At 63.4% G+C, this 22,291-nt stretch carries 21 protein-coding genes; 13 read left to right on the top strand and 8 right to left on the bottom strand.

Features of this window, described 5'->3' with window-relative positions; genetic code table 11:
- Nucleotides 1-21: 21 nt before the first annotated feature.
- Both B0G73_RS13080 and B0G73_RS13085 read left to right on the top strand, forming a co-directional pair.
- Nucleotides 22-855 carry an oxaloacetate decarboxylase gene (locus B0G73_RS13080; protein ID WP_106281290.1) on the top strand — a complete coding sequence of 278 codons (834 nt, stop codon included), beginning with the start codon at nt 22-24 and terminating at the stop codon, nt 853-855.
- A 41-nt stretch (nt 856-896) separates the two neighbouring features.
- The gene (locus B0G73_RS13085) at nt 897-1,304 is read left to right on the top strand and encodes a RidA family protein (protein ID WP_106281292.1); all 408 of its coding nucleotides are present in this window, start codon (nt 897-899) and stop codon (nt 1,302-1,304) included.
- A gap of 116 nt (nt 1,305-1,420) precedes the next feature.
- On the opposite strand, the gene B0G73_RS13090 is transcribed toward B0G73_RS13085, so the two are convergent.
- Nucleotides 1,421-2,383: a Tim44 domain-containing protein gene (locus B0G73_RS13090; protein WP_106281294.1), complete on the bottom strand. Its 963-nt coding sequence runs from the start codon at nt 2,381-2,383 to the stop codon at nt 1,421-1,423.
- Between the two features lie 87 nt (nt 2,384-2,470).
- Complete coding sequence (locus tag B0G73_RS13095; protein WP_106281296.1) at nt 2,471-2,962, bottom strand: CBS domain-containing protein; 492 nt, start codon at nt 2,960-2,962, stop codon at nt 2,471-2,473.
- Nucleotides 2,963-3,110: 148 nt separating this feature from the next.
- Between B0G73_RS13095 and nhaR the strand changes: the two genes are divergently transcribed.
- The 8 genes from nhaR (at nt 3,111) to B0G73_RS13135 (ending at nt 14,082) form a co-directional block, all read left to right on the top strand.
- Nucleotides 3,111-4,007, top strand: coding sequence for a transcriptional activator NhaR (gene nhaR, locus B0G73_RS13100; RefSeq protein ID WP_106281298.1), 897 nt, complete (start codon nt 3,111-3,113; stop codon nt 4,005-4,007).
- A 65-nt stretch (nt 4,008-4,072) separates the two neighbouring features.
- Nucleotides 4,073-4,486 carry a hypothetical protein gene (locus B0G73_RS13105; protein ID WP_106281300.1) on the top strand — a complete coding sequence of 138 codons (414 nt, stop codon included), beginning with the start codon at nt 4,073-4,075 and terminating at the stop codon, nt 4,484-4,486.
- A gap of 592 nt (nt 4,487-5,078) precedes the next feature.
- A complete protein-coding gene (locus B0G73_RS13110; protein ID WP_106281302.1) occupies nt 5,079-7,397 on the top strand; it encodes a sigma-54-dependent Fis family transcriptional regulator in 2,319 nt (772 codons plus the stop codon).
- Nucleotides 7,387-8,604, top strand: a complete 1,218-nt coding sequence (locus tag B0G73_RS13115) for a DUF917 domain-containing protein (RefSeq protein ID WP_106281303.1) — start codon at nt 7,387-7,389, stop codon at nt 8,602-8,604. The genes B0G73_RS13110 and B0G73_RS13115 overlap by 11 nt, the downstream gene beginning before the upstream one ends.
- Nucleotides 8,601-9,338 carry an aspartate/glutamate racemase family protein gene (locus B0G73_RS13120; protein WP_106281305.1) on the top strand — a complete coding sequence of 246 codons (738 nt, stop codon included), beginning with the start codon at nt 8,601-8,603 and terminating at the stop codon, nt 9,336-9,338. The genes B0G73_RS13115 and B0G73_RS13120 overlap by 4 nt, the downstream gene beginning before the upstream one ends.
- Nucleotides 9,339-10,208: 870 nt before the next feature.
- On the top strand, nt 10,209-10,397 hold the full coding sequence (locus B0G73_RS13125; RefSeq protein ID WP_106281306.1) for a hypothetical protein: 189 nt from the start codon (nt 10,209-10,211) through the stop codon (nt 10,395-10,397).
- Between the two features lie 474 nt (nt 10,398-10,871).
- Nucleotides 10,872-13,139 carry a catalase/peroxidase HPI gene (gene katG / locus B0G73_RS13130; protein WP_106281308.1) on the top strand — a complete coding sequence of 756 codons (2,268 nt, stop codon included), beginning with the start codon at nt 10,872-10,874 and terminating at the stop codon, nt 13,137-13,139.
- Nucleotides 13,140-13,389: 250 nt separating this feature from the next.
- The gene (locus B0G73_RS13135; protein WP_106281309.1) at nt 13,390-14,082 is read left to right on the top strand and encodes an NnrU family protein; all 693 of its coding nucleotides are present in this window, start codon (nt 13,390-13,392) and stop codon (nt 14,080-14,082) included.
- A 36-nt stretch (nt 14,083-14,118) separates the two neighbouring features.
- Here B0G73_RS13135 and B0G73_RS13140 read toward each other — a convergent pair whose 3' ends face one another.
- On the bottom strand, nt 14,119-14,430 hold the full coding sequence (locus tag B0G73_RS13140; protein WP_106281311.1) for a hypothetical protein: 312 nt from the start codon (nt 14,428-14,430) through the stop codon (nt 14,119-14,121).
- Between the two features lie 209 nt (nt 14,431-14,639).
- On the opposite strand from B0G73_RS13140, the gene B0G73_RS13145 reads away from it, so the two are divergent.
- Together B0G73_RS13145 and B0G73_RS13150 are read left to right on the top strand one after the other, a co-directional pair.
- Nucleotides 14,640-14,879: a hypothetical protein gene (locus B0G73_RS13145; RefSeq protein ID WP_106281313.1), complete on the top strand. Its 240-nt coding sequence runs from the start codon at nt 14,640-14,642 to the stop codon at nt 14,877-14,879.
- A 167-nt stretch (nt 14,880-15,046) separates the two neighbouring features.
- On the top strand, nt 15,047-15,514 hold the full coding sequence (locus tag B0G73_RS13150) for an NUDIX hydrolase (RefSeq protein WP_258193297.1): 468 nt from the start codon (nt 15,047-15,049) through the stop codon (nt 15,512-15,514).
- A 72-nt stretch (nt 15,515-15,586) separates the two neighbouring features.
- On the opposite strand, the gene B0G73_RS13155 is transcribed toward B0G73_RS13150, so the two are convergent.
- From B0G73_RS13155 to B0G73_RS13170, 4 genes are all read right to left on the bottom strand, one after another.
- On the bottom strand, nt 15,587-16,042 hold the full coding sequence (locus B0G73_RS13155) for a hypothetical protein (RefSeq protein WP_106281315.1): 456 nt from the start codon (nt 16,040-16,042) through the stop codon (nt 15,587-15,589).
- 335 nt (nt 16,043-16,377) lie between these two features.
- Nucleotides 16,378-17,793 (bottom strand): CHASE2 domain-containing protein, encoded by a 1,416-nt coding sequence (locus B0G73_RS13160; protein ID WP_258193299.1) that lies wholly within the window; start codon nt 17,791-17,793, stop codon nt 16,378-16,380.
- 106 nt (nt 17,794-17,899) lie between these two features.
- Nucleotides 17,900-18,463, bottom strand: coding sequence for an OmpA family protein (locus tag B0G73_RS13165; protein WP_106281318.1), 564 nt, complete (start codon nt 18,461-18,463; stop codon nt 17,900-17,902).
- 47 nt (nt 18,464-18,510) lie between these two features.
- Complete coding sequence (locus B0G73_RS13170; protein WP_258193300.1) at nt 18,511-19,149, bottom strand: FecR family protein; 639 nt, start codon at nt 19,147-19,149, stop codon at nt 18,511-18,513.
- Nucleotides 19,150-19,298: 149 nt separating this feature from the next.
- Here B0G73_RS13170 and B0G73_RS13175 point away from each other — a divergent pair, with 149 nt between their 5' ends.
- A complete protein-coding gene (locus B0G73_RS13175; protein WP_106281321.1) occupies nt 19,299-20,756 on the top strand; it encodes an NCS1 family nucleobase:cation symporter-1 in 1,458 nt (485 codons plus the stop codon).
- A 117-nt stretch (nt 20,757-20,873) separates the two neighbouring features.
- On the opposite strand, the gene B0G73_RS13180 is transcribed toward B0G73_RS13175, so the two are convergent.
- A complete protein-coding gene (locus B0G73_RS13180; protein WP_106281323.1) occupies nt 20,874-22,244 on the bottom strand; it encodes an MFS transporter in 1,371 nt (456 codons plus the stop codon).
- Between the last annotated feature and the right edge of the window lie 47 nt (nt 22,245-22,291).

The raw sequence follows: 22,291 nt of genomic DNA on the forward strand, positions 1-22,291 counted from the left end.
CCTCAGACAAGGAGATCGATCATGTCCCAAGTCCATGCAACTACGGCTGAAAAACGCGCGGCGTTTCGCGCGTTGCACCAGGACGGATGCTTCGTGTTGCCAAATCCGTGGGATGTCGGCAGCGCGCGTTATCTGGCGTCGGTAGGGTTCAAGGCGATCGCCACGACCAGTTCAGGCTTCGCATGGTCGGCTGGCCGGCCGGACAACGGCGTATCGCGCGCCGCGATTCTCGCGCACCTTCGCGAGATGGTCGGGGCGACAGATCTGCCGGTCAACGCCGACTTCGAAAACGGCTTCGGCGACAATCCCGCCGAGGTGGCGCATAGCGTGCGGATGGCAGTCGATACCGGCATCGCCGGACTGTCGATCGAAGACTCGACGGGCGATCCGAAGTCGCCGCTGTTTCCGCTCGAAGTCGCGGTGGGACGCCTCGCTGCGGCAAGACGCGCGATCGACGAAACAGGCGGTGATACGCTGCTCGTCGGACGTGCTGAGAATTTCTTTGTCGGCGTGCCCGATCTCGAAGACGTGGTGGCGCGCTTGCGAGCGTATGCGCAAGCCGGCGCCGACTGTCTGTACGCGCCGGGCATCCAGACGCGCGAGCAGATCGAAGCGGTGCTCGCCGCAGTCAGCCCGAAACCCGTCAACCTGTTGATCGGCGGACCCTCGGCGTTGACGCTCGACGAACTGGCGAGGCTCGGCGTGCGCCGCGTGAGCGTGGGCGGCGCACTGGCGCGCGCGGCGTGGGGCGGGCTGGTGACCAGCGTTCAGTCGCTGGCGGACGGGCGCTTCGATCGCTTGCCGAAGGAGCCGTCAGGCGCGTGGTTGAACAGTATGTTCCAGGACGCCGCTTAGCGTCTTCTTCATCGAATCACCCTTTTCGCATGGAGTGAACCATGAGCCGTGAAATCATTCGTGTCGAACCGCTTTCGAGCTGGCTCGAACGCTGGAACGCGCCGACTTCAGCCGTCACCCGGCACGGCGATACCCTCTACGTTTCCGGGTTTCCACCGTTCGATCCTCACAGCGGCGAAGTGATGGACGCGTCGATCGAACTGCAGACCGAACGCGTATTGGAACAACTGAAGCTATGCGTGGAGACGGCGGGCTCATCGCTCGATCAGGTGCTCAAATGCAACGTGTATTGCACGTCGGTCGAAGCGTTTCCTGCCGTCAACGCGATCTATGCGCGGTTCTTCGGCGCGAACCCGCCCGCGAGGATTTTCGTCAATGTGCCGGCGTGGCCCGGGCGCTTCGACATCGAGATCGATTGCGTCGCGGCAATCGATAGCAACCGCAGCTGAGTGTCCGGATGATGCCCGTCGCAGGCTCGCTCGTCACCGCTCTTCGGCACGAGACGTGGAATGCATGAGCGGCAAAAAGCCGGCGCTTCTTCGCGCCGGCCTCAACCTTGCCGCTATCAGCCGATCTGCTGGATACCGGCCAGCCGCCACGCCTGATCACCTTGTGGCTGCTTGACCAGGTTCCAGATTTCCTGGAACGGCTGCGCGGTCTGTGCATCGTCTTCCCGGATCTGACCGTAAAAGCGCACGCTGACCAGCGTTCCATCCGGATTGCTTTCAGTGCTGAGCACTTCGGCTTCGAGTTGCGGCACTTCCGTATGGCTCGGCTCGCGGCCGCGCGCTTCCAGATCCTGCTTGAGACGCGCGAACATCTCCGGCGTCGTCAACTCGAACAGATCGCCCTGCTCGTTCCGGTCCCATGCACCCTGGAGCCGCATGAACATCGCCTTTGCCGAGACCAGAAACGCCGTCTGATCCGGACCGGGCGAAAGCTCGGGCGCCTTCACGGTGTCCGCTGCTCCGGCCGCACCCATCGCGGCACGCGGCCAGCCCCGGAAATTCGTTTCAGGCCGCGCTTGACCCATCTGATTCAGAATTGGCGAGCCGCCAGTTTGCTGCCGGTTCGCGGCGCCGTGTCCATAAGCGAGATCCGGACGACGCCGATTGGCGATAAAGCGGAACAGCATGACGCCCGCGAGAATCACCGCGCCGATCAGCAATGCATTGGACATCAATTGCGCGAGTCCCTCGCCAAGGCCAAACGATGACAGCAACGCCGCGATGCCGAGTCCGGCCGCGAGCCCGGCGAGCGGACCCATCCAGCGATTACCCGCCGCGGCCGCCGGGGCCTGTGCGCTCTGCTGTGCCGGTTGAGCTTGCTGGCTGCGTTGTGCCGGCCCGGACGGCGACGCCGATTGCGATTGACGGCCGATGCTTTGGCTGCCGCCCACGCGCTTCGCTTCGGCATCGTTCGAAGCCATGGCGCCGAGAGCAAGGAGCCCTGCGAGACCGAGCGCCGCCGTCCCGCGCGTCACCGCGCCGGCCGCACGTCGAAGTTGATTGATGATCTGCGTGTACATATGAAGCCTCTTTGATAAGTCAGGGGACTGCGCGCTTCGCGCGCTCTTTTTCGTCGCGCCGAATGCATTACGAACAGTAATATTTTTTCAGGTGGCAAAACCGGCCGGCGAGTGCGTTTGTAAGCCACGATGGCCGACCTGAACGCTGTTGCCGTGGATGTAGTGCTCCAACTGCCGGATCGTGTCCTCCTGCTCCGCAATCAGGTTCTTGATCAGGTCGCCGATCGACACCATGCCGATCACCTGCCCCTGCGTAATGACAGGCAAGTAGCGGATCCGGTATTCCGTCATGAGGGCCATGCATTCCTCGGTGGTCTGCTCCGGGCCGACATAGCGCACGGTCGTCGACATGATGTCGCGCACCGGCGTATTCCTTGACGAACGGTGCATCAGCGCGATCTTGCGCGCGTAATCGCGCTCCGTGACGATGCCGGCCACGCGCCCGTCGTTGACGACGATGAGCGCGCCCACCCGGCGGTGAGCCATGATCGCGACCGCGTCGTAGACCGAAGCGGACGCCTGGGTCGACCAGACTGTCTGGGACGTTTTTGAACGCAGAAACTGTGCAACCGATGCCATCTGCCACCTCCGTCAGCTATCGTGAGCCGCCCCGCATGAACCCTTGGGCGAGACCTCAATCTACCTGAACGTGAGATAACGTAAAATGCGTATTTTTTATACCGATACTTCGAGAAAATCGTAGTGTTCCGTAATCTGTGGAGCGACTGTGAACTTCAAGCATCTGCATTACTTCTGGGTTGCGGCGCATGCGGGCGGCATCGTTCGAGCGGGCGAGCAGTTGCACATCTCGCCGCAAACGCTGAGCGGCCAGATCAAACTGCTCGAAGAAGCGCTGGATAAGAAGCTGTTCAGGAAAAGCGGCCGCACGCTCGAACTGACCGACGCGGGCCGCCTGGCGCTCGATTACGCCGACGAAATATTCTCACTGGGCTCGGAGCTCGAAAGCGCCGTGCGGCGCGAGAACGAAGCCGGCCCGCAAACGCGGTTTCGTGTCGGCATTGCGGATTCGGTGCCGAAGGCGATCGCGTACCGGCTGCTGGAACCCGCGCTGAGCGCGTCCGTATCGCTGCGCATGATTTGCCACGAGGGCAAGCAGCATGCGCTGCTCGCGCAACTGGCCCTGCACCGCCTCGACCTGATTATCGCGGATGCCCCGATCCCCGCTGACGTCAATATCAAGGCGTTCAATCACCGCCTCGGCCGTTCCACACTCAGTTGCTTCGGCACGGAGGCGCTGATTGCGAGCGGCAAGAAACGCTTCCCGCTGTCGCTTGGTCAGTTGCCGGTGCTGCTGCCCGGCACGGAATCGGCGGTGCGCCGCAAGCTCGATCACTGGCTGGCGTCTCATGCCATTTCGCCGCGCATCGTCGGCGAGTTCGACGACGGGGCGATGACCATAGCGTTTGCCCGCGAGGGCCGCGGCTTGCTGTTCGCGCCCACGGTGCTGGAAAGCCAGCTACAGGCCGAGCACAAACTCACGACGGTCGGGCAGATCAATTCCATCGTCGAGGAATTCTTTGCGATCTCGATCGAGCGCCGGATCAGCCATCCGGCGGTCGCGATGATTCTGGACGCGGCACGCAGCGAGCTGTTCAACGTCTAGCGGAGCATGCTTGCGGAGATGCCATTACAATCCAGCACTTCGATCCGACAAGCTTGATTCGCGCCATGAAATATCTCCTCGCATCGACCCTCGCGGCGCTCATCGCGGCTGCAAGTGCGGCTGCAAGCACGGCCGCGACCGCGCAGACATCCGGGAGCAGCGACACACCCAAACTGCAGTGTGCGATCGGGTATGTCACCGGCATTGGCGGGTCGGCGCAGAGCTTTCGCGACTATCTCGCGACACCGGACAGAGACCGCTATCGCTTCCTCGCGGACAACCCGATTCAATGCAAGGTTTCCGACGAGGGTCGTGCGTCCGGCTGTACCGGCCTCACGAGCCTGCGGCATGAAAAGGTCAGCGTGTACGACGATATCGACAATGAGACGATGTCCGTCGTCGCGCGGGTGGAACTCGAACACGGTACGTATCCGGTGATCATCTCCGTGCGAAGACAGGACGTGAAGTGCGAGGAGTGAATGCACTCACGCCCCGATCGCAGTGAATCAGTTTCGATGCTGCACGAGAAATTCTGACATTCCGGCAAGCCCTGTTTCGAGTACGTCGCGGTTGTTGGCGTACCCGAGGCGCATATAGCATAGCCCTCCATCAGGATCTGCGCGGCGCGGCAGCGTGAGCGGCACGAACACTTTGATTCAAGAAGCATGACGGGGAAGCCGTTATCCGGGTAACGCATCGGCAACCGCCAGGCGCGTTTTTGCCGTCCCCAAGATACCCATTCGTGCCTTGCCCTTATACGCCATCTACTCCGCCTCCCGCCGAACGCGCGGCAGCGCCGCAAGCTTTCATTTCCCTCCAGCCGGACAGCGCTGCATGGCGCGCAACACATTGCGATCAAATCCGCCAATGCGCCGCTGCGACGATTAATTTGGCAAAGGGCAAGATCGGCGACAAGCCGTCATACTCTGTCTCTTCTTGCAGCGGACGGTCCCGACAACGCACCCGGAAGACTTCACCGGCAACGTGCTCGAAGCATGACCGTCCGCTCCGTCGTTTCGACGGCAATTTCCGCGTAGCGCCACACGCGGTTCAAGTGGAGCGTCCTTTGCAATGAGTTACACCCCTGTCGTTCCGTTCGCCCACGACAAGGCTGATTCGGGCGCCTTCGTGGGCGGCGCCCCGGCGTTTCGCCAATTGGTCCGGATGATCGATCGGGTTGCCCCGACCGATCACCCTTTGCTCATTTTCGGCCCGACGGGTTCGGGCAAGGAACTGGTCGCGCGCCGGGTGCATGCGCACAGCCAGCGCCAGGATCAACCGTTCGTCGACGTCAACTGCGGCGCGATTCCCGAGAACCTCGTCGAAGCCGAACTGTTCGGGCATGTGAAAGGCGCGTTCACCGGTGCGGCCGAAAACCGTCCGGGACTTTTTCAGCAGGTCGGCAAGGGCACGCTGCTGCTCGATGAAATCGGCGAACTGCCGCTCGCGCTGCAACCGAAACTGTTACGCGTGCTTGAAACGCGGACCTTCCGTCCGATCGGCTCATCCACCAGTCTGCATTTCGCGGGGCGCGTTGTCGCCGCGACCCATCGCGACCTGCGCGAACTCGCGCGCGAAGGGCTATTTCGCGAGGACCTGTTCTACCGGCTCGCGGTGTTCGTGCTCGCGGTCCCCGGACTCGAGCAGCGCATCGAGGACATCCCCGCACTGGTCACTCACTTCGCAGCGCAGCACACGCGCCGTCTCGAGTTCTCGCCGGCTGCCGTCCGGCGGCTTTGCCAGCATTCGTGGCCTGGCCATATCCGGCAATTGCGCAACCTGATCAGCCAGTTGAGCGTGCTCGCCGAAAACACGCTGATCGATGTCGACTCGCTCGAGCCGTTTCTCGCCAATGAAACCAGCGGGCCGGTGTCGCGCGCGAGTCTCGCCGACATACTGTTGCAACTCGACGGCCGCGACAAGCTCGCCGCCGCGGAAGACCTTCTGATCGACCGCGCGCTCGAACGCACCAGCGGCAACAAGAGCGCGGCCGCCACCCTGCTCGGCGTCGGGCGCAAGACCATCGAGCGGCGTTTGAAGTCGCGCGAGGAACATCACCGGGAGGCGCGCAAGTGTCTCGAACACGCGAGCGCGCTGATCGAGGAGTCGAAGTTCGCGGAAGCGATCCCACTGCTGCGCCGCTGCCTCGACTTGCTGCAGACGCCTCACGAACAGGAGGCCGTGCGCCGTTTGCAGTTCGACGCCTACCGCTTGCTCGGCATGAGCTTGCGCAGCGTGCACGGCTGGCTCTATGCGGAGGCCACCGCCTGCTACGCCGCCGCGCTGACGATCGGTGAAGGCGTCTGCGAGCCCGCCGAGATCGCCGCGATCCAGTTCGGCATCTGGACCACCCAGTTGACGACGCTTCAGCTGAAGCAGGCGCGCGGCACCGCGCAGAACATGCTGGAGCGCGCGCAGAACGGCGGCGACCGGGTTTCGCTCGACGAAGCCCACGTCGCGATGACCAACACCCTCTTCTGGCTCGGCGACAGCGAGGAAGCGCTGGCCTGTCTCGCGCGCGGCAACCTGCTCGGCGTGGGACGCAACGACACCCGCACCGGCTCGCAAGGGATCGATCTCGCCAGCCTCGCGTTGACTTTCGAAGGACTGGCCGCGTATCAGATCGGCGCATTCGGCCAGGCGCGGCGCGCCATGGAGATGTTGATCCTGCGCGCCTCCGAACCGGGCGCGCACGCGCTCGCGCATGCCGTCAACCTGCAGGGCGCCGCGTGGCTCGCCTGCCTGTTCGACGACGTGGACCGGCTCGGCCATCTCGCGAGCGAACTCGAATCGGTGTCGATCGCGAACGGCTTCGCGTTTTATCGCGGCGTCGGCCAGGTGCTGCGCGCCTGCCACCTCAGTGCGCTCGGCCATTCCGACGAAGCGGAGACCGTGATGCTCGACGGCTACGACAACCACGTCGTGTGCAACGGCGGTGCGCTGTTCTATTCGTTCAAGACGTGGCAGCACGGTGAGCTGCTGCTGCGCGCCGGCCGCGCGAAGACCTGCGAGGCGATTCTCGCCACCGCGATCGACGAGACCCTCGCCCGCCAGGAGCGCGTCTACCTGGGCGAACTGCTGGTCACCCGGGCGCGCGCGCAATGGGCGCTCGGTGACGTGAACGCAGCCGAACTCGGCCTGCGCACTGCGCTGTCCACCGCGCTCGCGTTCGGTTCGGTGCCGGCGCGCGTGGACGCCGCGCGCTATCTCGCCGATCTGCTGCGCTCCACCGGCCGCAGCGCCGAAGCCATCGACACACTCGAGCGCGGCTTGCGCTCGCTGACCACGGATCCGACCAGTCGCGTCACCAACGCCGCGAGTCTGCTTGCCGAACTTCAACTGGACGCTTCTCTCAACCTCGACAGTAAAGGAATCGCAAATGGCATATGAATTACGCCGGGAAGATCTGGAACCGCTGCTATTGGGAGCAGCGTTCTTCGGCAGCGGCGGCGGCGGCACGATCGAATCCGCGCGGCATCTCGCCGAGCACTTCGTGACGGGCGACTATTACCCCACTGACACGGTCAAGGTCGTGTCGGTCGACGAGGCCACCGAAGGCGCGGCCGTCATGGTCGCCTACCTCGGCGCGCCTGAAGCGATCAACTCCGCGACGTATCCGCTCGGGCCCGTGACGGCCGTGCAGAACGTCCAGGCCCGGCTCGCCTCGCAATCGACCAAGCTCGCCTACGTGATGCCGCCGGAAAGCGGCGCGCTGGGCTTCACCGTGGCGGCGCTGGTGGCGGCCAAACTCGGCCTCGCGGTGATCGACGCCGACGGCGCCGGCCGCGCCGTGCCCTCGCTGCCGATGCTGACCTTCGCTGCCGCCGAGATCGATCCGCGACCGGCGTTTCTCGTGAGCCAGGGCGGCCTGTGCGTCGAACTCGACGTGACGCCGCGCAACAGCAACCAGGGCGGCCCGACGCATCAGCGCGACGTCTCGGCGATCGTCGAGCAGATGATGCGCCCGGTCGTTGCCGATCCCGAGTTCGGCCAGTTCGGCGGCCTCGCGATGTGGGTGATGAAGCCGGCCGAGATCCGCCGCGCCACGCCGATTCATGGCACCTTGACGCGCGCGCTGGAACTCGGACGCGCGTTGCAGGCCGGCCGCATCGGCAACGCCCAGCAGATGACCGGCTATCTCGCCGAGCATTGCGGACTCGCCGCGCGCGCCATCTCGGAGCCCGGCGAACTCGTTTCGGCCGAGGTGGATACGAGCGGCGGCTTCGACGTCGGCAAGGTGCATATTCAGGCCGGCCGGCGGACCTATACGGTGCTGTATCAGAACGAGTCGCTGCTCGCGTGGGACAGCGCCAGTCCGCAACCGATCGTGTTGTCGCCGGACAGCGTGGCGTATTTCGTCGGCGGCGAAGGTCAGGCGATCTTCAGCAATGGCGATTTGCTTCAGCAAGACGGCTCCTTGAACCCGGCGATCGGCAAGCGCCCGGTGACGCTGATCGCCTGGCGTGCCGAAGCCGAGTTGCGCAAGCCCGGCCTGATTCTCGACAGCTTCATGCAGTTGCTGAACACGCTCGGCTATCTCGGGCCGTATGTGCCGCTTGAAACGCTCCACACCGCACGCAAGGGAGACGCATCTTGAGCACACCTTCGAACTCACCTATCCGCATCTGCGTGCTCGTGCCCGTCGCCACGTCGGCGTACAACGACCGCATCATGAAGGCCATCGCGCCGGTCTTGCCGTCGGACGTGCAGGTCGAGATCCGCAATATCGCCACCGGGCATCCCGATATCGAGAACCGTACGAACTGGCTGCAGAACGGCATGCCGGTGGTTGAACGCGCGCAGGCGATCGCCAACGACGGCTTCGACGGCATCTGGCTGACCGACTTCGACATGTGCGGCGTCGAGGCCGCGCGCGAAGTGATCGATATTCCGATCATCGGCGGCTTTCCCGCTACGGCCTTCACCGCGCTCGCGCTCAGCCAGCGCTTCTCGATCATCACGATCCTGCAAAGCACGCTGGCGATGCAGCGCGCTCATCCGCAAACCTACGGCATCCAGGACAACTTCGCGTCGATCCGTGCGATCGATTGCCCGGTCTCGCAGCTCGACAACATCGACGTGGTGGTCGTTCGCACCTTCGAGGCCGCGCTGAAGGCGATCAAGGACGACGGCGCGCAAGCCATTCTGCTCGGCTGCACGGGTTTCGTGGACGTCGCGAGCCGCGTGTCCACGCTGCTTACCGAGGCGCTCGGCGCGTATGTGCCGGTGATCGATCCGAATCAGGCCGGCTTTAGCTTCCTCGTGTCGCTGGTGCGCATGAAGGTACGTCCCAGCCGGTTGACTTACAGCAAGGTCAGTCTGCAGTCGTAAGCCGCGCGCTTTTATCGTTGTGCCCATCCGGAGCGGCGTGCTTGCCGCTCCGGATTCTCCCGCATTCCCCTCCCTGCCCCCTCGCTCCCATCGCTTTCGCCTCCGCCTGGACGAAAGCGCCCGTGCGTCGTGCTCGATACGGTCAATTGGACGATATCGTCCAATTTTGAGGTCGTTCATGGACGAGACTGACCACTTGCGCGTCTGAAACTTGCCGGCACTGCCGCCTGGCGCCGGACAGGCGCTTGGCACGGTCATTGCTTAAATGGTGGGACGACGAGCCACCTGAAAATGCAACCTGGACGGGCGGCTTGCGGAACATGCAGCAAATCCGTCAGACAAGTCGGGGGACCCTGAGAGACCAACCAGATCACGCGCTGCAAAGCGTTCGACTCACCGACGTCCGGTGACATGCGGATTACTGCTGAATCGCCGACGTAGCCGAACCTTGGCCCTTCTGTTTTTACCGAGGCCGGTCGGTTAGTGATCCGAACTGGTTGCCGCGCCGATCGAGTCCAACGACGCCGTGTCGTTGGCAACAGACCGAGAGAGGGCTGTGCTGTTGTTGTAGCTGTGAATGTCGTGTGTCGACGCATCGCGACCGAATGCTTCCATAGAGAGGATCGTTGCGATGCGTCACCGCGAAATGGCGGACTCCGTCTGGCTATGCACCAGGCGAGACGCCACGGGGTGCGGCCGTCGTTGCCTTCCCTTGCGGGAACAAGCAGCGGCGGCTTGCTCTTCTTATCGGGCCGCGTCACGCACGGCGCATTCGCCCATCCAGAATCTGCTTTTTGCAGCCCTACGCGCCGTCAGATTGTTACCGACGGCGTGAGCGGACCACACTAGCCATTCACGGGGATTCAAACAATGCACCACCACATTTTCGAGCGCGAGCTGGTTCATCTGGAACGCGTCATTGCCAGCGCGTCACGAGAACCGTTCCCGCCCACCTACTGGCGCGATCGCGTCGAACATCTGAAAAACTGTCCGCACGCGCCGCTGTTCAGCTATCGCGTTGCCCGCCTGACCCGTCTCGTCGCCGCACTGAACGGCTAAGCGCCGCCTTCGATACTCGGTGGCGGACCTACTCTGTCCGCCGGCTAACCCCTCCTCCCCTTCATCGTTGATGCCGCCCGCTTTGTCCGCCCCAACCGATGGGGCCGGACAGCACGCGCTATGGCACCGAAAGCACGCCGTATTTCATAGGCGTGTACTATCGCCGGCATTGCCTTAATCTCATTCTATTGGTGGTGAGTCTCACCTATATTTTGAGTTGCAGCAGCAGCAGCAGCAGCAGCAGCAGCAGCAGGCACGGCGACGCGAACTATCCTCGTCCAAAGCATGCGATGACATGCGCAACGGATGGAGACCCTATGCGTCATGTAATCGCAGCGGTACACCCAGTACACTCACGAGAGCCCACCGGGTAATGTTCCGGCTGCTTGTCGGCGCGAGATCGTGCAATGCGCCACAGGAGACTGACGCCGCGACAGAACAAACGGTGGGTACGTCCTCACAAGGAGATAGCGCATGTCAAGCGAAGCAAAGTGCCCGTTCAACCATGCCGCCGGCGGCGGCACGACGAACCGTGACTGGTGGCCCAAACAACTGCGGCTGGACCTGCTGAGCCAGCACTCCAGCAAGTCGGATCCGCTGGACGAAAGCTTCAATTACGCCGAGGCTTTCAAAAGCCTCGATCTGGCCGCGGTAAAGAAAGACCTCGCCGCGCTAATGACCGATTCGCAGGACTGGTGGCCGGCCGACTTCGGCCACTACGGTCCGCTCTTCATCCGCATGGCCTGGCACAGTGCCGGCACGTACCGCATCGGCGACGGCCGCGGTGGCGCCGGGCGCGGCCAGCAGCGTTTCGCGCCGCTCAACAGCTGGCCGGACAACGTCAGCCTCGACAAAGCGCGCCGCCTGCTCTGGCCGATCAAGCAAAAGTACGGTCAGAAGATTTCCTGGGCCGATCTGCTGATCCTGACCGGCAATGTCGCGCTTGAAACCATGGGCTTCAAGACCTTCGGCTTCGGCGGCGGTCGCCCGGACACGTGGGAGCCGGATCAGGACGTCTACTGGGGCAACGAAAAGACCTGGCTGGGCGGCGACGTCCGCTATGGCAAGGGCGCCGCGGGCAATGAAGACGACGGTGGCGTGATCGTCGCCGACGTCGAAAAGCACGGCGAAGAAGTCAGCCGCGACGACAACGGCCGCAACCTGGAAAATCCGCTGGGCGCCGTGCAAATGGGCCTGATCTACGTCAACCCGGAAGGCCCGGACGGCAATCCGGATCCGCTTGCCGCCGCGCACGACATCCGCGAAACCTTTGGCCGCATGGCCATGAACGACGAGGAAACCGTCGCGCTGATCGCCGGCGGCCACACCTTCGGCAAGACGCACGGCGCCGGTCCGGCCGACAACGTCGGTCCCGAACCTGAGAGCGCGGATCTCGAGAACCAGGGGCTAGGCTGGAAGAACAGTTACGGTTCCGGCAAGGGCGCCGACACGATCACCAGCGGGCTGGAAGTCACTTGGACCACCACGCCGACGAAGTGGAGCAACAACTTCTTCGAGAACCTGTTCAAGTACGAGTGGGAGCTGACCAAGAGCCCGGCCGGCGCCAACCAGTGGGTTGCCAAGGGTGCCGACGAGACAATCCCGCATGCTCACGATCCCTCGAAGAAGCAGCGGCCGACGATGCTCACCACCGACCTCGCGCTGCGCCTCGACCCGGCCTACGAGAAGATTTCGCGGCGCTTCCTGGAAAATCCCGACCAGCTCGCCGATGCCTTCGCCCGCGCATGGTTCAAACTGACGCACCGCGACATGGGACCGCGCGCCCGCTATCTTGGACCGGAAGTGCCCGCGGAAGAACTGATCTGGCAGGACCCGATTCCGGCAGTGGACCATCCGCTGGTCGACGAACAGGACATCGCCTCGCTCAAGCAGAAGATTCTCGCGTCGGGGCTGCCGGTGTCGCAACTGGTGTCAACGGCGTGGGCGTCGGCGTCCACGTTCCGTGGCTCGGACAAGCGCGGCGGCGCGAATGGTGCGCGTATTCGCCTCGCCCCGCAGAAAGAGTGGGCCGTCAACCAGCCCGAGCAGCTGGCCAAGGTACTGAAGACGCTGGAAGGCATCCAGAGCGAGTTCAACGGCGCGCAGTCCGGCGGCAAGAAGGTGTCGCTCGCCGATCTGATCGTGCTGGCCGGCAATGCCGGCATCGAGCAGGCGGCAAAAAACGCCGGCCATCCGGTGACGGTGCCGTTTGCGCCGGGGCGCATGGACGCCTCGCAAGACCAGACCGACGTGGAATCCGTCGGCGCGCTCGAACCCGTCGCCGATGGTTTCCGCAATTATGTGAAGGAGAATATCAAGGTCCCGGCCGAGGCATTGCTGATCGATAAAGCGCAATTGTTGACGCTGACCGCGCCGGAAATGACGGTGCTGATCGGCGGCTTGCGCGCGCTGAACGTCGGGACGGGCCAGAATCCGCAAGGCACCTTCACCGACAAGCCGGAAACGCTGACCAACGACTTCTTCCGCAACCTGCTCGACATGGGCACGGAATGGAAACCGGTCTCGCCCGCGCGCACCGTCTTCGAGGGACGCGACGCCAAAACCGGCGCGGTGAAATGGACCGGTAGCCGCGTCGATCTGGTGTTCGGTTCGCATGCCCAGTTGCGGGCGCTGTCCGAGGTCTATGCCAGCGAGGACGGCAAGGAGAAATTCGTGCGCGACTTTGTCGCCGCATGGGTCAAGGTGATGAACCTCGACCGCTTCGACCTCGCCTTCGCCTGAACGGGCGGCGCGCTTCCGTCAGGGTTGCTACCCTGACGGAACGCGGCCCCATCGGGTGAAAATAAACTGCCAGGTTACGGTGCGAGTTCCGATGTATGTATCGGAGGCGCACCGTTTGTTTTTTGCGCGGCTGAATGCTGGAGTGTGCGAGAGTGGCGGACGGGCGAAGCCCTGTTTCAAGGTCGCGAGCCCATGCACCGCGCCGTCGACCATGACGGCGCCGCGGTCAACCACTTGAGGAGCCGTGTCAATGGGAAGCATCAGCGCAGTTGCGGCAGCGGCAATCGCCTTTCTGGGCAGTCACTTTCTCCTGTCTCATCCGTTGCGCAGGCCGTTGGTCGGCGCAATCGGCGAAACGCCGTTCCTGGGTGTCTATTCGCTGGTCGCGTTCGTGACGCTCGGCTGGCTGATCGTGGCTTACATCAAGGCGCCTCTCTCCGCGCCGCTATGGCCGGTAGGAGACGGGCTCTGGGCGATTGCGACCGTGGTCATGCTGATCGCGTCGATCCTGCTGATGGGTTCCCTGATACGCAATCCCGCGCTGCCCACCGGCGGCCGGCCCAGTCCGTTTCCCGACGCCGCGCGCGGCGTGTTCGCGGTAACGCGCCACCCCATGATGTGGTCAATCGCGCTGTGGGGGCTGTGCCACATCGCCGTGTTTCCGGTGGCCAAGAACGTCGTCCTTGCAGCGGCCATGGTGGTTCTCGCGCTGGTCGGCGCTGCGCTGCAGGACCGGAAGAAGGAGCGGCTCCAACCCGAACTCTGGCGCGCATGGAAATCGCAGACCAGCTACCTGCCGTTCGCGGCGATTGCCGCCGGCCGCGCACGGCTGGGCGGGTTCGGCATGCATGCGCTGCTGGGCGGCCTGGTCGTCTGGCTTGCGGCGACCTGGGCTCATATCCCGCTCACCGGCTGGGCCGCGGGCATCTGGCGCTGGCTGTAGACGCAGTTTCGGCAGTGGCGCAGCTAACGCCGCGCTTCATGCCATTGCATGTCGACTCGGTGCGAACGGCTCTCTGCTCGTCGACCTGAAGTCGGCTGCCTGAAGTGCAACCGTATTGGATCCGCAGACCGAACGCTTCTCGCTGGCTCGGGCCAGGATGCGCGTCAGATGCGAATAGAAATGCTGCAGTTGTTTCGCGTCCGAAGCGTGGGGTTCGAGGTCGAACACATCTTCGAGCGCGCGGCGCGACACATGGAAACGTTGAAGTCCGTGGAAGATGCGAATCTGAAAGACAACGCCATCACTATTGTGCGGCACCGCTGCCCAAATGAGCGAATCGCTACTCATGGAGCCCCCGTAGATCAGGTCGGATCAATAATTCGTCAATTCATGTTCGCATATCTCGGCGAGCGGCGAATCTTTTCAAAATTATGACGCTTCACGATTCGACGTTTTTACCACGGTCGGTATATTGCAGTGCAGCAAATGCCTGTAGACTGGCGGTGGGGCAACTGCAATCGTGCACCCATGGTCGCACTATGACGGGAGAATGCGCCATGACGACTTCTCAGTCTTCACACACTCCAACCGTCCCCGTATTGCATGTCTTCGAGCAAGCCGGAGGCTGGCATTGGGGCATCACGGTTCCGCGCGCGAAGGGAAGTGGATTCAAACTGATCGCCTTCAGCGAAACAACCTTCGCGGTCGAGGACGCCGCTCGCACGGACGGGAGCCAGGCGTTGGAAAGCCTCGCGGATAGCAGCGAGCGCGACCGGATCACAACCGACATAGCGTGAGTTCATCGGCCTTCGATCGAAGGCGCCACAATATTGTCACACTTTAAAACGACGATCGATGATCGCACCGTCCATGGCCGGACGGGCGGCATGGCGCGCAGATTTTGTCGCCGTCCCGACGATAGTGCCCGCTGTGTGGCCCGCATCGCCCGAACCAGGCATGCGACATGCTCGACGCAACGCGGCACAAAAACATGAGAGACACTGTGAAGCAACGAGCCACTGTTGTCTGCCAGCTTGGCAGGCGAATCCTCCTGGTCAGCCGGGAAGGCACGCGTTGGTCGCTGCCCGGCGGCAAGCCCGAGACAGGGGAAGATCTACGTGAAACCGCAATGCGCGAATTGGTGGAGGAAACGCGCCTTCACGCGAGGGACATGCGGTATCTGTTCGGCTTCACCGGCATACACACCTGCCACCACGTATTTGTCGCGACGCTTGCCGATGGCGACCAGCCCGTGCCCAGCAACGAAATTACGCGTTGCACCTGGGCGAAGGTCGCGGACGTGGGCACGCTGCCGGTCAGTACTTCGACGAAGGGAATCGTGGAAGTACTGAGCATGGCGTCCACCGGTGCATCGAGACTGCCCGGCGACTATAGCCAGGCAGCCGATCTCGCAGTCCACTTCTCTCGCTGATCGAACCGTCTGCGCGCAGCATATAGCGACCCGCAGGGCCGGCGCTTGCAACGAGCCGGCGCTCGCCGACGCCTACGACTTCGCAGGGCGCCCGGTCTTGACCTGCTCCACTGCGGACACGGCCGCGAGAAGACGCTTCAGTGCCGCGGATTCGAGCAGAACCAGTCCGGCACGCAGGATTTCGCCCTTCTTCACGGACACGCCGGCTTCCAAGCACTTCTGTTTCAGTGCAGCAATCTTGTCGTAATCCGATTTCGGCATGGTGAAGCTGTCACGCACGACTTTCTCTTTTTTCGCGCGCTTTTCTTTGACCGCCACGGCTGCTTTGACAGGCGCCGCTGCATCGGCGGCAACCTTCTTTTCCTTCGACACTTTCTTCGCGCTCGCGCTCTTCTTTTTCACCGCGACGGTCGCCGTGGGTTCGGTAACCTTGCCCTCGGTTTCGGGCGTGGTTTCGGGGGCGGTGTCGGCACCCTTCGGGAAGTGAAAAGTCTTCTTCGTTGCTTTCTTCAGGCTCGGTGCGCTCATAAAAATATCCCTATAAAAATTAACGGTATAAACAGTATATACGGTTATTGACGGCAAAAGTTCCATGCGCGGAACATGGATCGATTACGCGCTCACCCAGCGCAGCAACACGATCTTCGATTCGTTGCACCGCAGCGTAGCGGCCCGGATTCGCCACGCGTGCGCAAACTGAATTTCGCCGGCCTCGGCTTAGTGCGTGTCGTCACCCAGCCGCCACGATTCGATGGAATAATGACGTTTCGTGCTCGCCTGGATGACTCGTAGAATTGCAGCCGGATGTGCTGCAACCCGACCTCATTCAGGGGGGCGCGCTTCGACTGCAACCAGAGTCTTTCTCAAGCTTCCGGCGCTTTGCCGGTGCGATCGCCGCCTTCCTTACGCCCCCGCGCGGGCGCGGTTTCCGTTCTGACTGGTTCGTCGGCGTGAAGCAATGCGGGCGTAAGAAAGCTGCCCATGACGGCGGACAGAATAATGAAAATCGAGGCCGCGTCGACCAGCAGCCCGAAGCGGATAAAAATCAGAAAGCAGCACAACACGTTCAGCAGGTGCAGCAGCAAGCCCAGCACGGTGGATCCCTTCGGGACGGTCCGCATGAACACCGCGAAGCGCGACTGACGCCGCGGCACATACCAGATGATCAGCAGCCCGAACGTCATGATGAAGGCGCTTTCCGCCCATTTCAGCCAGGTGGGCCGGCGCAGGAACCGTCCCTCGACAACCGTCTCGATCACTTGCGCCTGAATCTCGATACCCGGCACCAGTTCTCTCAGCGCCGTCGTGCGCATGTCGGTCAAGCCGGCACCTGTCAGGCCGACGAGCACCAGCTTGTTGCGGATCCGGTCGGGGTCGACCTTCCCTTGCAGGACGTCGCGTGCCGACACATAGCGGCCGAGCGTCGAGCGAATGGACGCGAAATGCAGCCAGATGTCGCCGCCGGGCTGCGTGGGAACCCGCACGTCCGCGACACCCACCGCCTGCACGCCCGACGAATCGGCAAAGACGTCGATCGCGGATGATCCGGTGGCAAGACGCAGCATTTCCATCGGCAGGCTGGGGACGAGCTTGTCCCGCAAACCCATGACGAGCGGAATATGCCGCACCACGCCCTGCTCGAGCGCCACGCTCAACATCGCCTGTCCGTGAGCCGCCGCCTGCAATTCCGGCAAGCTGGCGAGCACGTAGTCGTAGCGTTGCACCGAGTCGAGCGGGTCGGCGCCGTGCACGAGGATCGGCGCGCTGCGCATGTCGGTGCGGGCCGCGAACCCCGCATGATCGAGCGGCGCGGCGCCCAGTATGGTCGGCGCCGCGCGCAACGAGCGCGCGAGAATGGCTTCGTGGCTCGGCAGCGCCCGCAAGCCGGCGGCCAGCGCCGCTGCCGATTTGGGCAGATCGGCGGCCACCTTGTCGGGCGAGGTCTGATCCGGCTCGGGCATGTAAATGTCGAGGCCGATTGCCAGCGGTTTCAGTGCGTCAATCGCGTCGACCAGCGTCGCGAGTCGGTCTCGCGGCCACGGCCATTGACCGACGCTCGCCAGTGTCTCCTCGTCGATCTCCACAATGGTCACGGGCTGCGCAGCCGGAACGCGCGGGTAGTGACGCTGATACTGGTCGAACAGAATTTGCCGGGCGGTTTTGAAGGAGTCGGGCAGCGTCTCGTCGATCGTGTCGACGAAAGCCGGGCGCGGTATGTCGCTCGGCCATTCGCTGGTGAGATTGAGCAGGCTCAGGCCGAACAACAGTGCCAGTGCCACCGGGCGCCCTTGGGCCGACCTCAGCAGATGCCTGGTCCGCGCAACCCATGGGGCGAAATAGCGCTTCATCGACGGCACAACCATTGAACACGCGGTCCGGCGCGGGTCATTGGATGGTGATGACCGCGCGCCGGTTCATGCGATGGGGCATCCCATCCGCCGTGGGGACCAGCGGCTCGCGCTTGCCACGGGCCGCGGTCTCGATCCGTTGGGCGGGAATGCCTTGCTTGATCAGAAACGCGGCAACCGTCTGCGCCCGCTGCATGGACAGTCTGTCATTGAATTCCTGCGACCCGGCCAGGTCGGTGTGACCAACCACCACGAGCTGAGGCGCGGGCCAGGTCGCGAGGACGGTTTTCAGTTTCTGCACGGTGGCGGCCGACTCCGGGGCCAATTCGGTGGCGGAGTCGAACAGAAAATAGATCGTGAATGTCATGGGCCACGGCGGCCGGGCCGCGAGCAGTTCGCCGTAGCGTGCCTGCACGGTGGACTGGCTATCCACCGTTGTCTCGATGCTGCCGCCCTTCGTGACGTCGACACCCGCGTAAGCCTTGTCGATGGTCTGCTCGCCGGTGGCGCTGTGAACCACCACCGCGCCGACCTTGCCGTCGGGATCCGGCAATAGAATAATTTTGTCCGGAGTACTACACGCGGCCAGCGAAGCCAGCATGACGCATGCCGCTGCCCACGCCAGCCCGTAACGTCGAATTGCGGCCTTCAACGCGCGCCCTCCCCTTTACCGCCGACTTCGATGATGAACTCGGTGCCGCGCACGCCGAGCGTGGTAGTCGGCGTGCTGAACCGGACGGCGTCCGGATTCGCTTTCGCCAGCTTGCCGGAAATCACGGCGAGGGAACCGCGTTTAACGGAAGCGTCGAGCACGCCGCCATGGGTCGTGGTATTGAAGGCGAATTGATTGAGGTCGAGAATGGTATCGGCGCCGGCCGAGAGCTGGGTCGTGTCGCGCAGCGTGATGCCGACGGAGGATTGCGGACCGGTCACGATCCGATCCTTGCCATACACCTCGCTGCCGATCGCCGCGCCCGAACTTGCGCCGGACCGCTCGATCTGCACCGTGCCCTTGACCGTCTTGACGACACCGGCGGCATCGTCGGCCAGGGCGTCCGGGATAGACAGGCATCCGCAGATAAGGAACAACGCGTGGTGAGCGGCCTGGAGACGCATCGATGGCACCTGATGGCGTAAACGTGCATTGCGCGCGACAGCGCGACTCCCTGATGTCGGCGAAGACTTCTCTGCGCCATCGATCAGACTAGCGCCGGGTTCGGGCCCGCTCTGTGCGCTTCCGCGCATATCGTCGCGGGACAGGCGCTGGCAGCGAGTTTGCGTCGGCATGCTCCTGGCTTTAGGGTTAACCCATTCAGCCCCGCGCAGCAAACTGCATACAGTTCTGGCATACGAGCCTGCTTCAGACGCGGGGGTAGTGCCGCCCGGGGACTTCCGGCGGTGTTTCCTCGGTTCCACGAACTCAAAGGAGATGACAAATGGAAATCCGCGACCCTTCGCCCGGCCTCTACAACGAAGATCTCGCCCCTTCAAGGGTGCGCAACTGGGGGGCCTTCAGCATTTTCAACGTCTGGACCTCGGACGTGCACAGCCTCTGGGGCTACTACCTCGCCGCCAGCCTGTTCCTGCTGTGCGGCACGTTCACGAACTTCGTGCTGGCGATCGGGATCGGCTCCCTGGTGATCTATGCGTTGATGAACCTGATCGGCTACGCCGGCGAGAAGACCGGCGTGCCTTATCCGGTACTGGCGCGTGCTTCATTCGGCGTGTGGGGCGCCAATCTCGCCGCGCTGGTGCGCGCCGTGGTGGCCTGCTTCTGGTACGGCGCGCAGACAGCCGCGGCGGCGGGCGCGCTGGTCGCGCTGCTCATCCGCAACGACAGCCTGATGGCGTTCTACAAGGGCACGCACTTCCTCGGCCACTCGGCACTGGAGGTGATCTGCTACGTGGTCATCTGGGCGCTGCAGCTGCTCATCATCCAGAAGGGCATGGAGACGGTGCGCAAGTTCCAGGACTGGGCCGGCCCGGCGGTGTGGGTCGCGATGCTGATTCTGGCAATCGGGCTGTGCGTGAAGGCCGGCGGCTTCTCGTTCTCGCACGGCATTCCGATGGACGTGCTGCTCGATAAAACCAGAGACGCCGGTGTCAGCGGCGATCCCGGCTCGTTCTGGGCGCTGATGGCGGTGGGCGCGACCTGGATCACCTACTTCGCGGCGCTGTACCTGAACTTCTGCGACTTCTCGCGCTACGCGAAGAATCGCGACGCTGTGAAGAAAGGCAATCTGTGGGGCCTGCCGGTCAATCTGATCGCGTTCTCGCTGGTCGCCGGCATCACCACCATCGCCGCCTTCAAGGTGTATGGCGAGGTGCTGCTGCACCCCGAGCAGATCTCCGCCAAATTCGACAGCTGGGTACTGGCGTTCATCGCCGCGCTGACCTTCGCGGTCGCCACGCTGGGCATCAACGTGGTCGCCAATTTCGTCTCGGCCGCGTTCGACATCTCCAACGTGTTCCCCAGGCAGATCAGTTTCAAGAAAGGCGGCTACATTGCCGCGGCCATCGCACTGGTGCTCTACCCGTTCGCGCCGTGGGAAGGCAACGCCGCGCACTTCGTCAACGCGATCGGCGCAACGATGGGCCCTTTGCTGGGCATCATTCTGGTGGACTACTATCTGGTGGCCAAGGGCAACATCAACGTGGCGGCGCTGTATCAGGAGCACGGCGAGTACCGTTACGAAGGCGGCTGGAACGTCAACGCGTTGATCGCGGCGGCGATCGGCAGCGTATTTTCGACCTTTCTGCCGAACTTCACCACGCTGCTGCCGGTCTGGTGGAATACCTACGGCTGGTTCTTCGGCGTGCTGATCGGCGGCGGCACGTATCTGATCATGGCGACGCTGCGGCCGCGCACCGCGGTCGCGCCGACCCGCGCTTAGGGGTGCTTCACGGGGCTGGACGCGGTGCCACGTGTTCAGCCCTTTGTGATTCAAGCATTCGCGCGCGCTCCTTCGCGCTGGTGGACTGGTCGTCACCATAGCCGCGCCTGCTTTTCCTCACGGATTGATCTGCCCTGCAGCAATGTCTTCGAGCGATCTTCCGCGCGTCGGCACGCCCATGAGCAGCACCGCCAGCGCGCCGATCAGCAGCACCAGCGTCGTCGCCCCGAACACGCCGGCGAAACCCAGCCGCGGATAGACGTATCCGACGAGGATAGGCGCAGCGATCGCGCCGAGCCGACCAATTGACGAAGCGAGCCCGGTGCCTGTCGCGCGCACGTCGGTGGGAAACACTTCCGGGGTATAGGCATAAACGCCGGCATAGGTGCCGTTCATGAAGAACGAAAGCAGGATGCCCGACACCATGATGCCTGTATCCGTACCCGTCAACGCAAGCCCGAGCGCCGAGATGCCGCCCAAGATCATGTACGACGCAATCGTCGCCTGCCGGCCGATCTTCTCGTTGAGCCACGCGCCCGAAAAGTATCCGGGGATCTGCGCGATGTAAATCACGAGCGAATACGAGAAGCTCCGCGTGATGGTCATTCCGTTCTGAACGAGCAAACCGGGAATCCACGTGAAAAACGCGTAGTAGCTGAACGTGATGGATAGCCACATCAGCCAGGTCATGGCGGTGATGCGCGCGAGCTTCGCTGCCCATAACGCCTTGACGTTGGCGATGATCGAGGCCCGTCCGGCGGCGAGCGGAACGGCTTCCTCGCGCACGGCAGGCAGTGGCTCCAACCGCTCGCCGGACTTCGTCACCTCCGCTTCCATGCGCGACACGATCGCATCGGCTTCCGCGTGCCGGTCGCGTGCCTCGAGCCAGCGCGGCGACTCAGGTAACGCGCGGCGCCACCAGAGCAGCATCACGATGGGCAGTGCGGTGATGACCATGACCGCGCGCCATGCATTGGGTGCGAGCGGGATCACCAGATAGCCGAGCAGTGCAGCCGCCACGAAGCCAAACGAGAAAAATCCCGCGAGGCTGCCGGTGAAGCTGCCGCGATACCGCCGCGCCACGAACTCCGAGAGGAACGGCGCGACAATCGCGCTTTCCGCTCCCGTCCCCAGGCCGGCGACAATGCGCGTCGCCAGAAAAAAGCCCCAGTCGTTCGCGAGCGCGCTGGCAAGCGAGGCGACACAGTAGATCACGAGCGCATACATCATGACCTTGCGTCGGCCGATGATGTCGCCGAGCATGCCCGCGAGCATCGCGCCGAAGAAATAGCCCATGAACGTACCGCTTCCCAGCACGCCGGTCTGCACGCTAGTCAAGCCCCATTGCGTGCGCAGCACCGGCAGCAGGAACGCGAGCACGGCGGCATCCATCGCGTCGAAGGTGTAGCCGAGGCCGCCCATCAGCAATAAACGGCGGTGAAAAGCTGAAAACGGCAATCGCTCGATACGGGCGGCAATCATCGACATGGGCAAGCTCCGATCAGGACACGGGGGCGGCGCGCACGCGCGCGGGT

Origin of the sequence: Paraburkholderia sp. BL25I1N1 (assembly GCF_003002025.1) — a bacterium.
GTDB lineage: Bacteria > Pseudomonadota > Gammaproteobacteria > Burkholderiales > Burkholderiaceae > Paraburkholderia.

Coding starts and splice junctions, on each gene's coding strand:
- B0G73_RS13140 (WP_106281311.1), bottom strand. CDS start 14,430: ATGAGTAGCGATTCGCTCATTTGGGCAGCGGTGCCGCACAATAGTGAT.
- B0G73_RS13095 (WP_106281296.1), bottom strand. CDS start 2,962: ATGGCATCGGTTGCACAGTTTCTGCGTTCAAAAACGTCCCAGACAGTC.
- B0G73_RS13155 (WP_106281315.1), bottom strand. CDS start 16,042: ATGAGCGCACCGAGCCTGAAGAAAGCAACGAAGAAGACTTTTCACTTC.
- B0G73_RS13165 (WP_106281318.1), bottom strand. CDS start 18,463: ATGCTGGCTTCGCTGGCCGCGTGTAGTACTCCGGACAAAATTATTCTA.
- B0G73_RS13090 (WP_106281294.1), bottom strand. CDS start 2,383: ATGTACACGCAGATCATCAATCAACTTCGACGTGCGGCCGGCGCGGTG.
- B0G73_RS13150 (WP_258193297.1), top strand. CDS start 15,047: ATGCTCGACGCAACGCGGCACAAAAACATGAGAGACACTGTGAAGCAA.
- B0G73_RS13080 (WP_106281290.1), top strand. CDS start 22: ATGTCCCAAGTCCATGCAACTACGGCTGAAAAACGCGCGGCGTTTCGC.
- katG (WP_106281308.1), top strand. CDS start 10,872: ATGTCAAGCGAAGCAAAGTGCCCGTTCAACCATGCCGCCGGCGGCGGC.
- B0G73_RS13175 (WP_106281321.1), top strand. CDS start 19,299: ATGGAAATCCGCGACCCTTCGCCCGGCCTCTACAACGAAGATCTCGCC.
- B0G73_RS13085 (WP_106281292.1), top strand. CDS start 897: ATGAGCCGTGAAATCATTCGTGTCGAACCGCTTTCGAGCTGGCTCGAA.
- B0G73_RS13125 (WP_106281306.1), top strand. CDS start 10,209: ATGCACCACCACATTTTCGAGCGCGAGCTGGTTCATCTGGAACGCGTC.
- B0G73_RS13115 (WP_106281303.1), top strand. CDS start 7,387: ATGGCATATGAATTACGCCGGGAAGATCTGGAACCGCTGCTATTGGGA.
- B0G73_RS13135 (WP_106281309.1), top strand. CDS start 13,390: ATGGGAAGCATCAGCGCAGTTGCGGCAGCGGCAATCGCCTTTCTGGGC.
- B0G73_RS13145 (WP_106281313.1), top strand. CDS start 14,640: ATGACGACTTCTCAGTCTTCACACACTCCAACCGTCCCCGTATTGCAT.
- B0G73_RS13170 (WP_258193300.1), bottom strand. CDS start 19,149: ATGCCGACGCAAACTCGCTGCCAGCGCCTGTCCCGCGACGATATGCGC.
- B0G73_RS13105 (WP_106281300.1), top strand. CDS start 4,073: ATGAAATATCTCCTCGCATCGACCCTCGCGGCGCTCATCGCGGCTGCA.
- B0G73_RS13110 (WP_106281302.1), top strand. CDS start 5,079: ATGAGTTACACCCCTGTCGTTCCGTTCGCCCACGACAAGGCTGATTCG.
- B0G73_RS13180 (WP_106281323.1), bottom strand. CDS start 22,244: ATGTCGATGATTGCCGCCCGTATCGAGCGATTGCCGTTTTCAGCTTTT.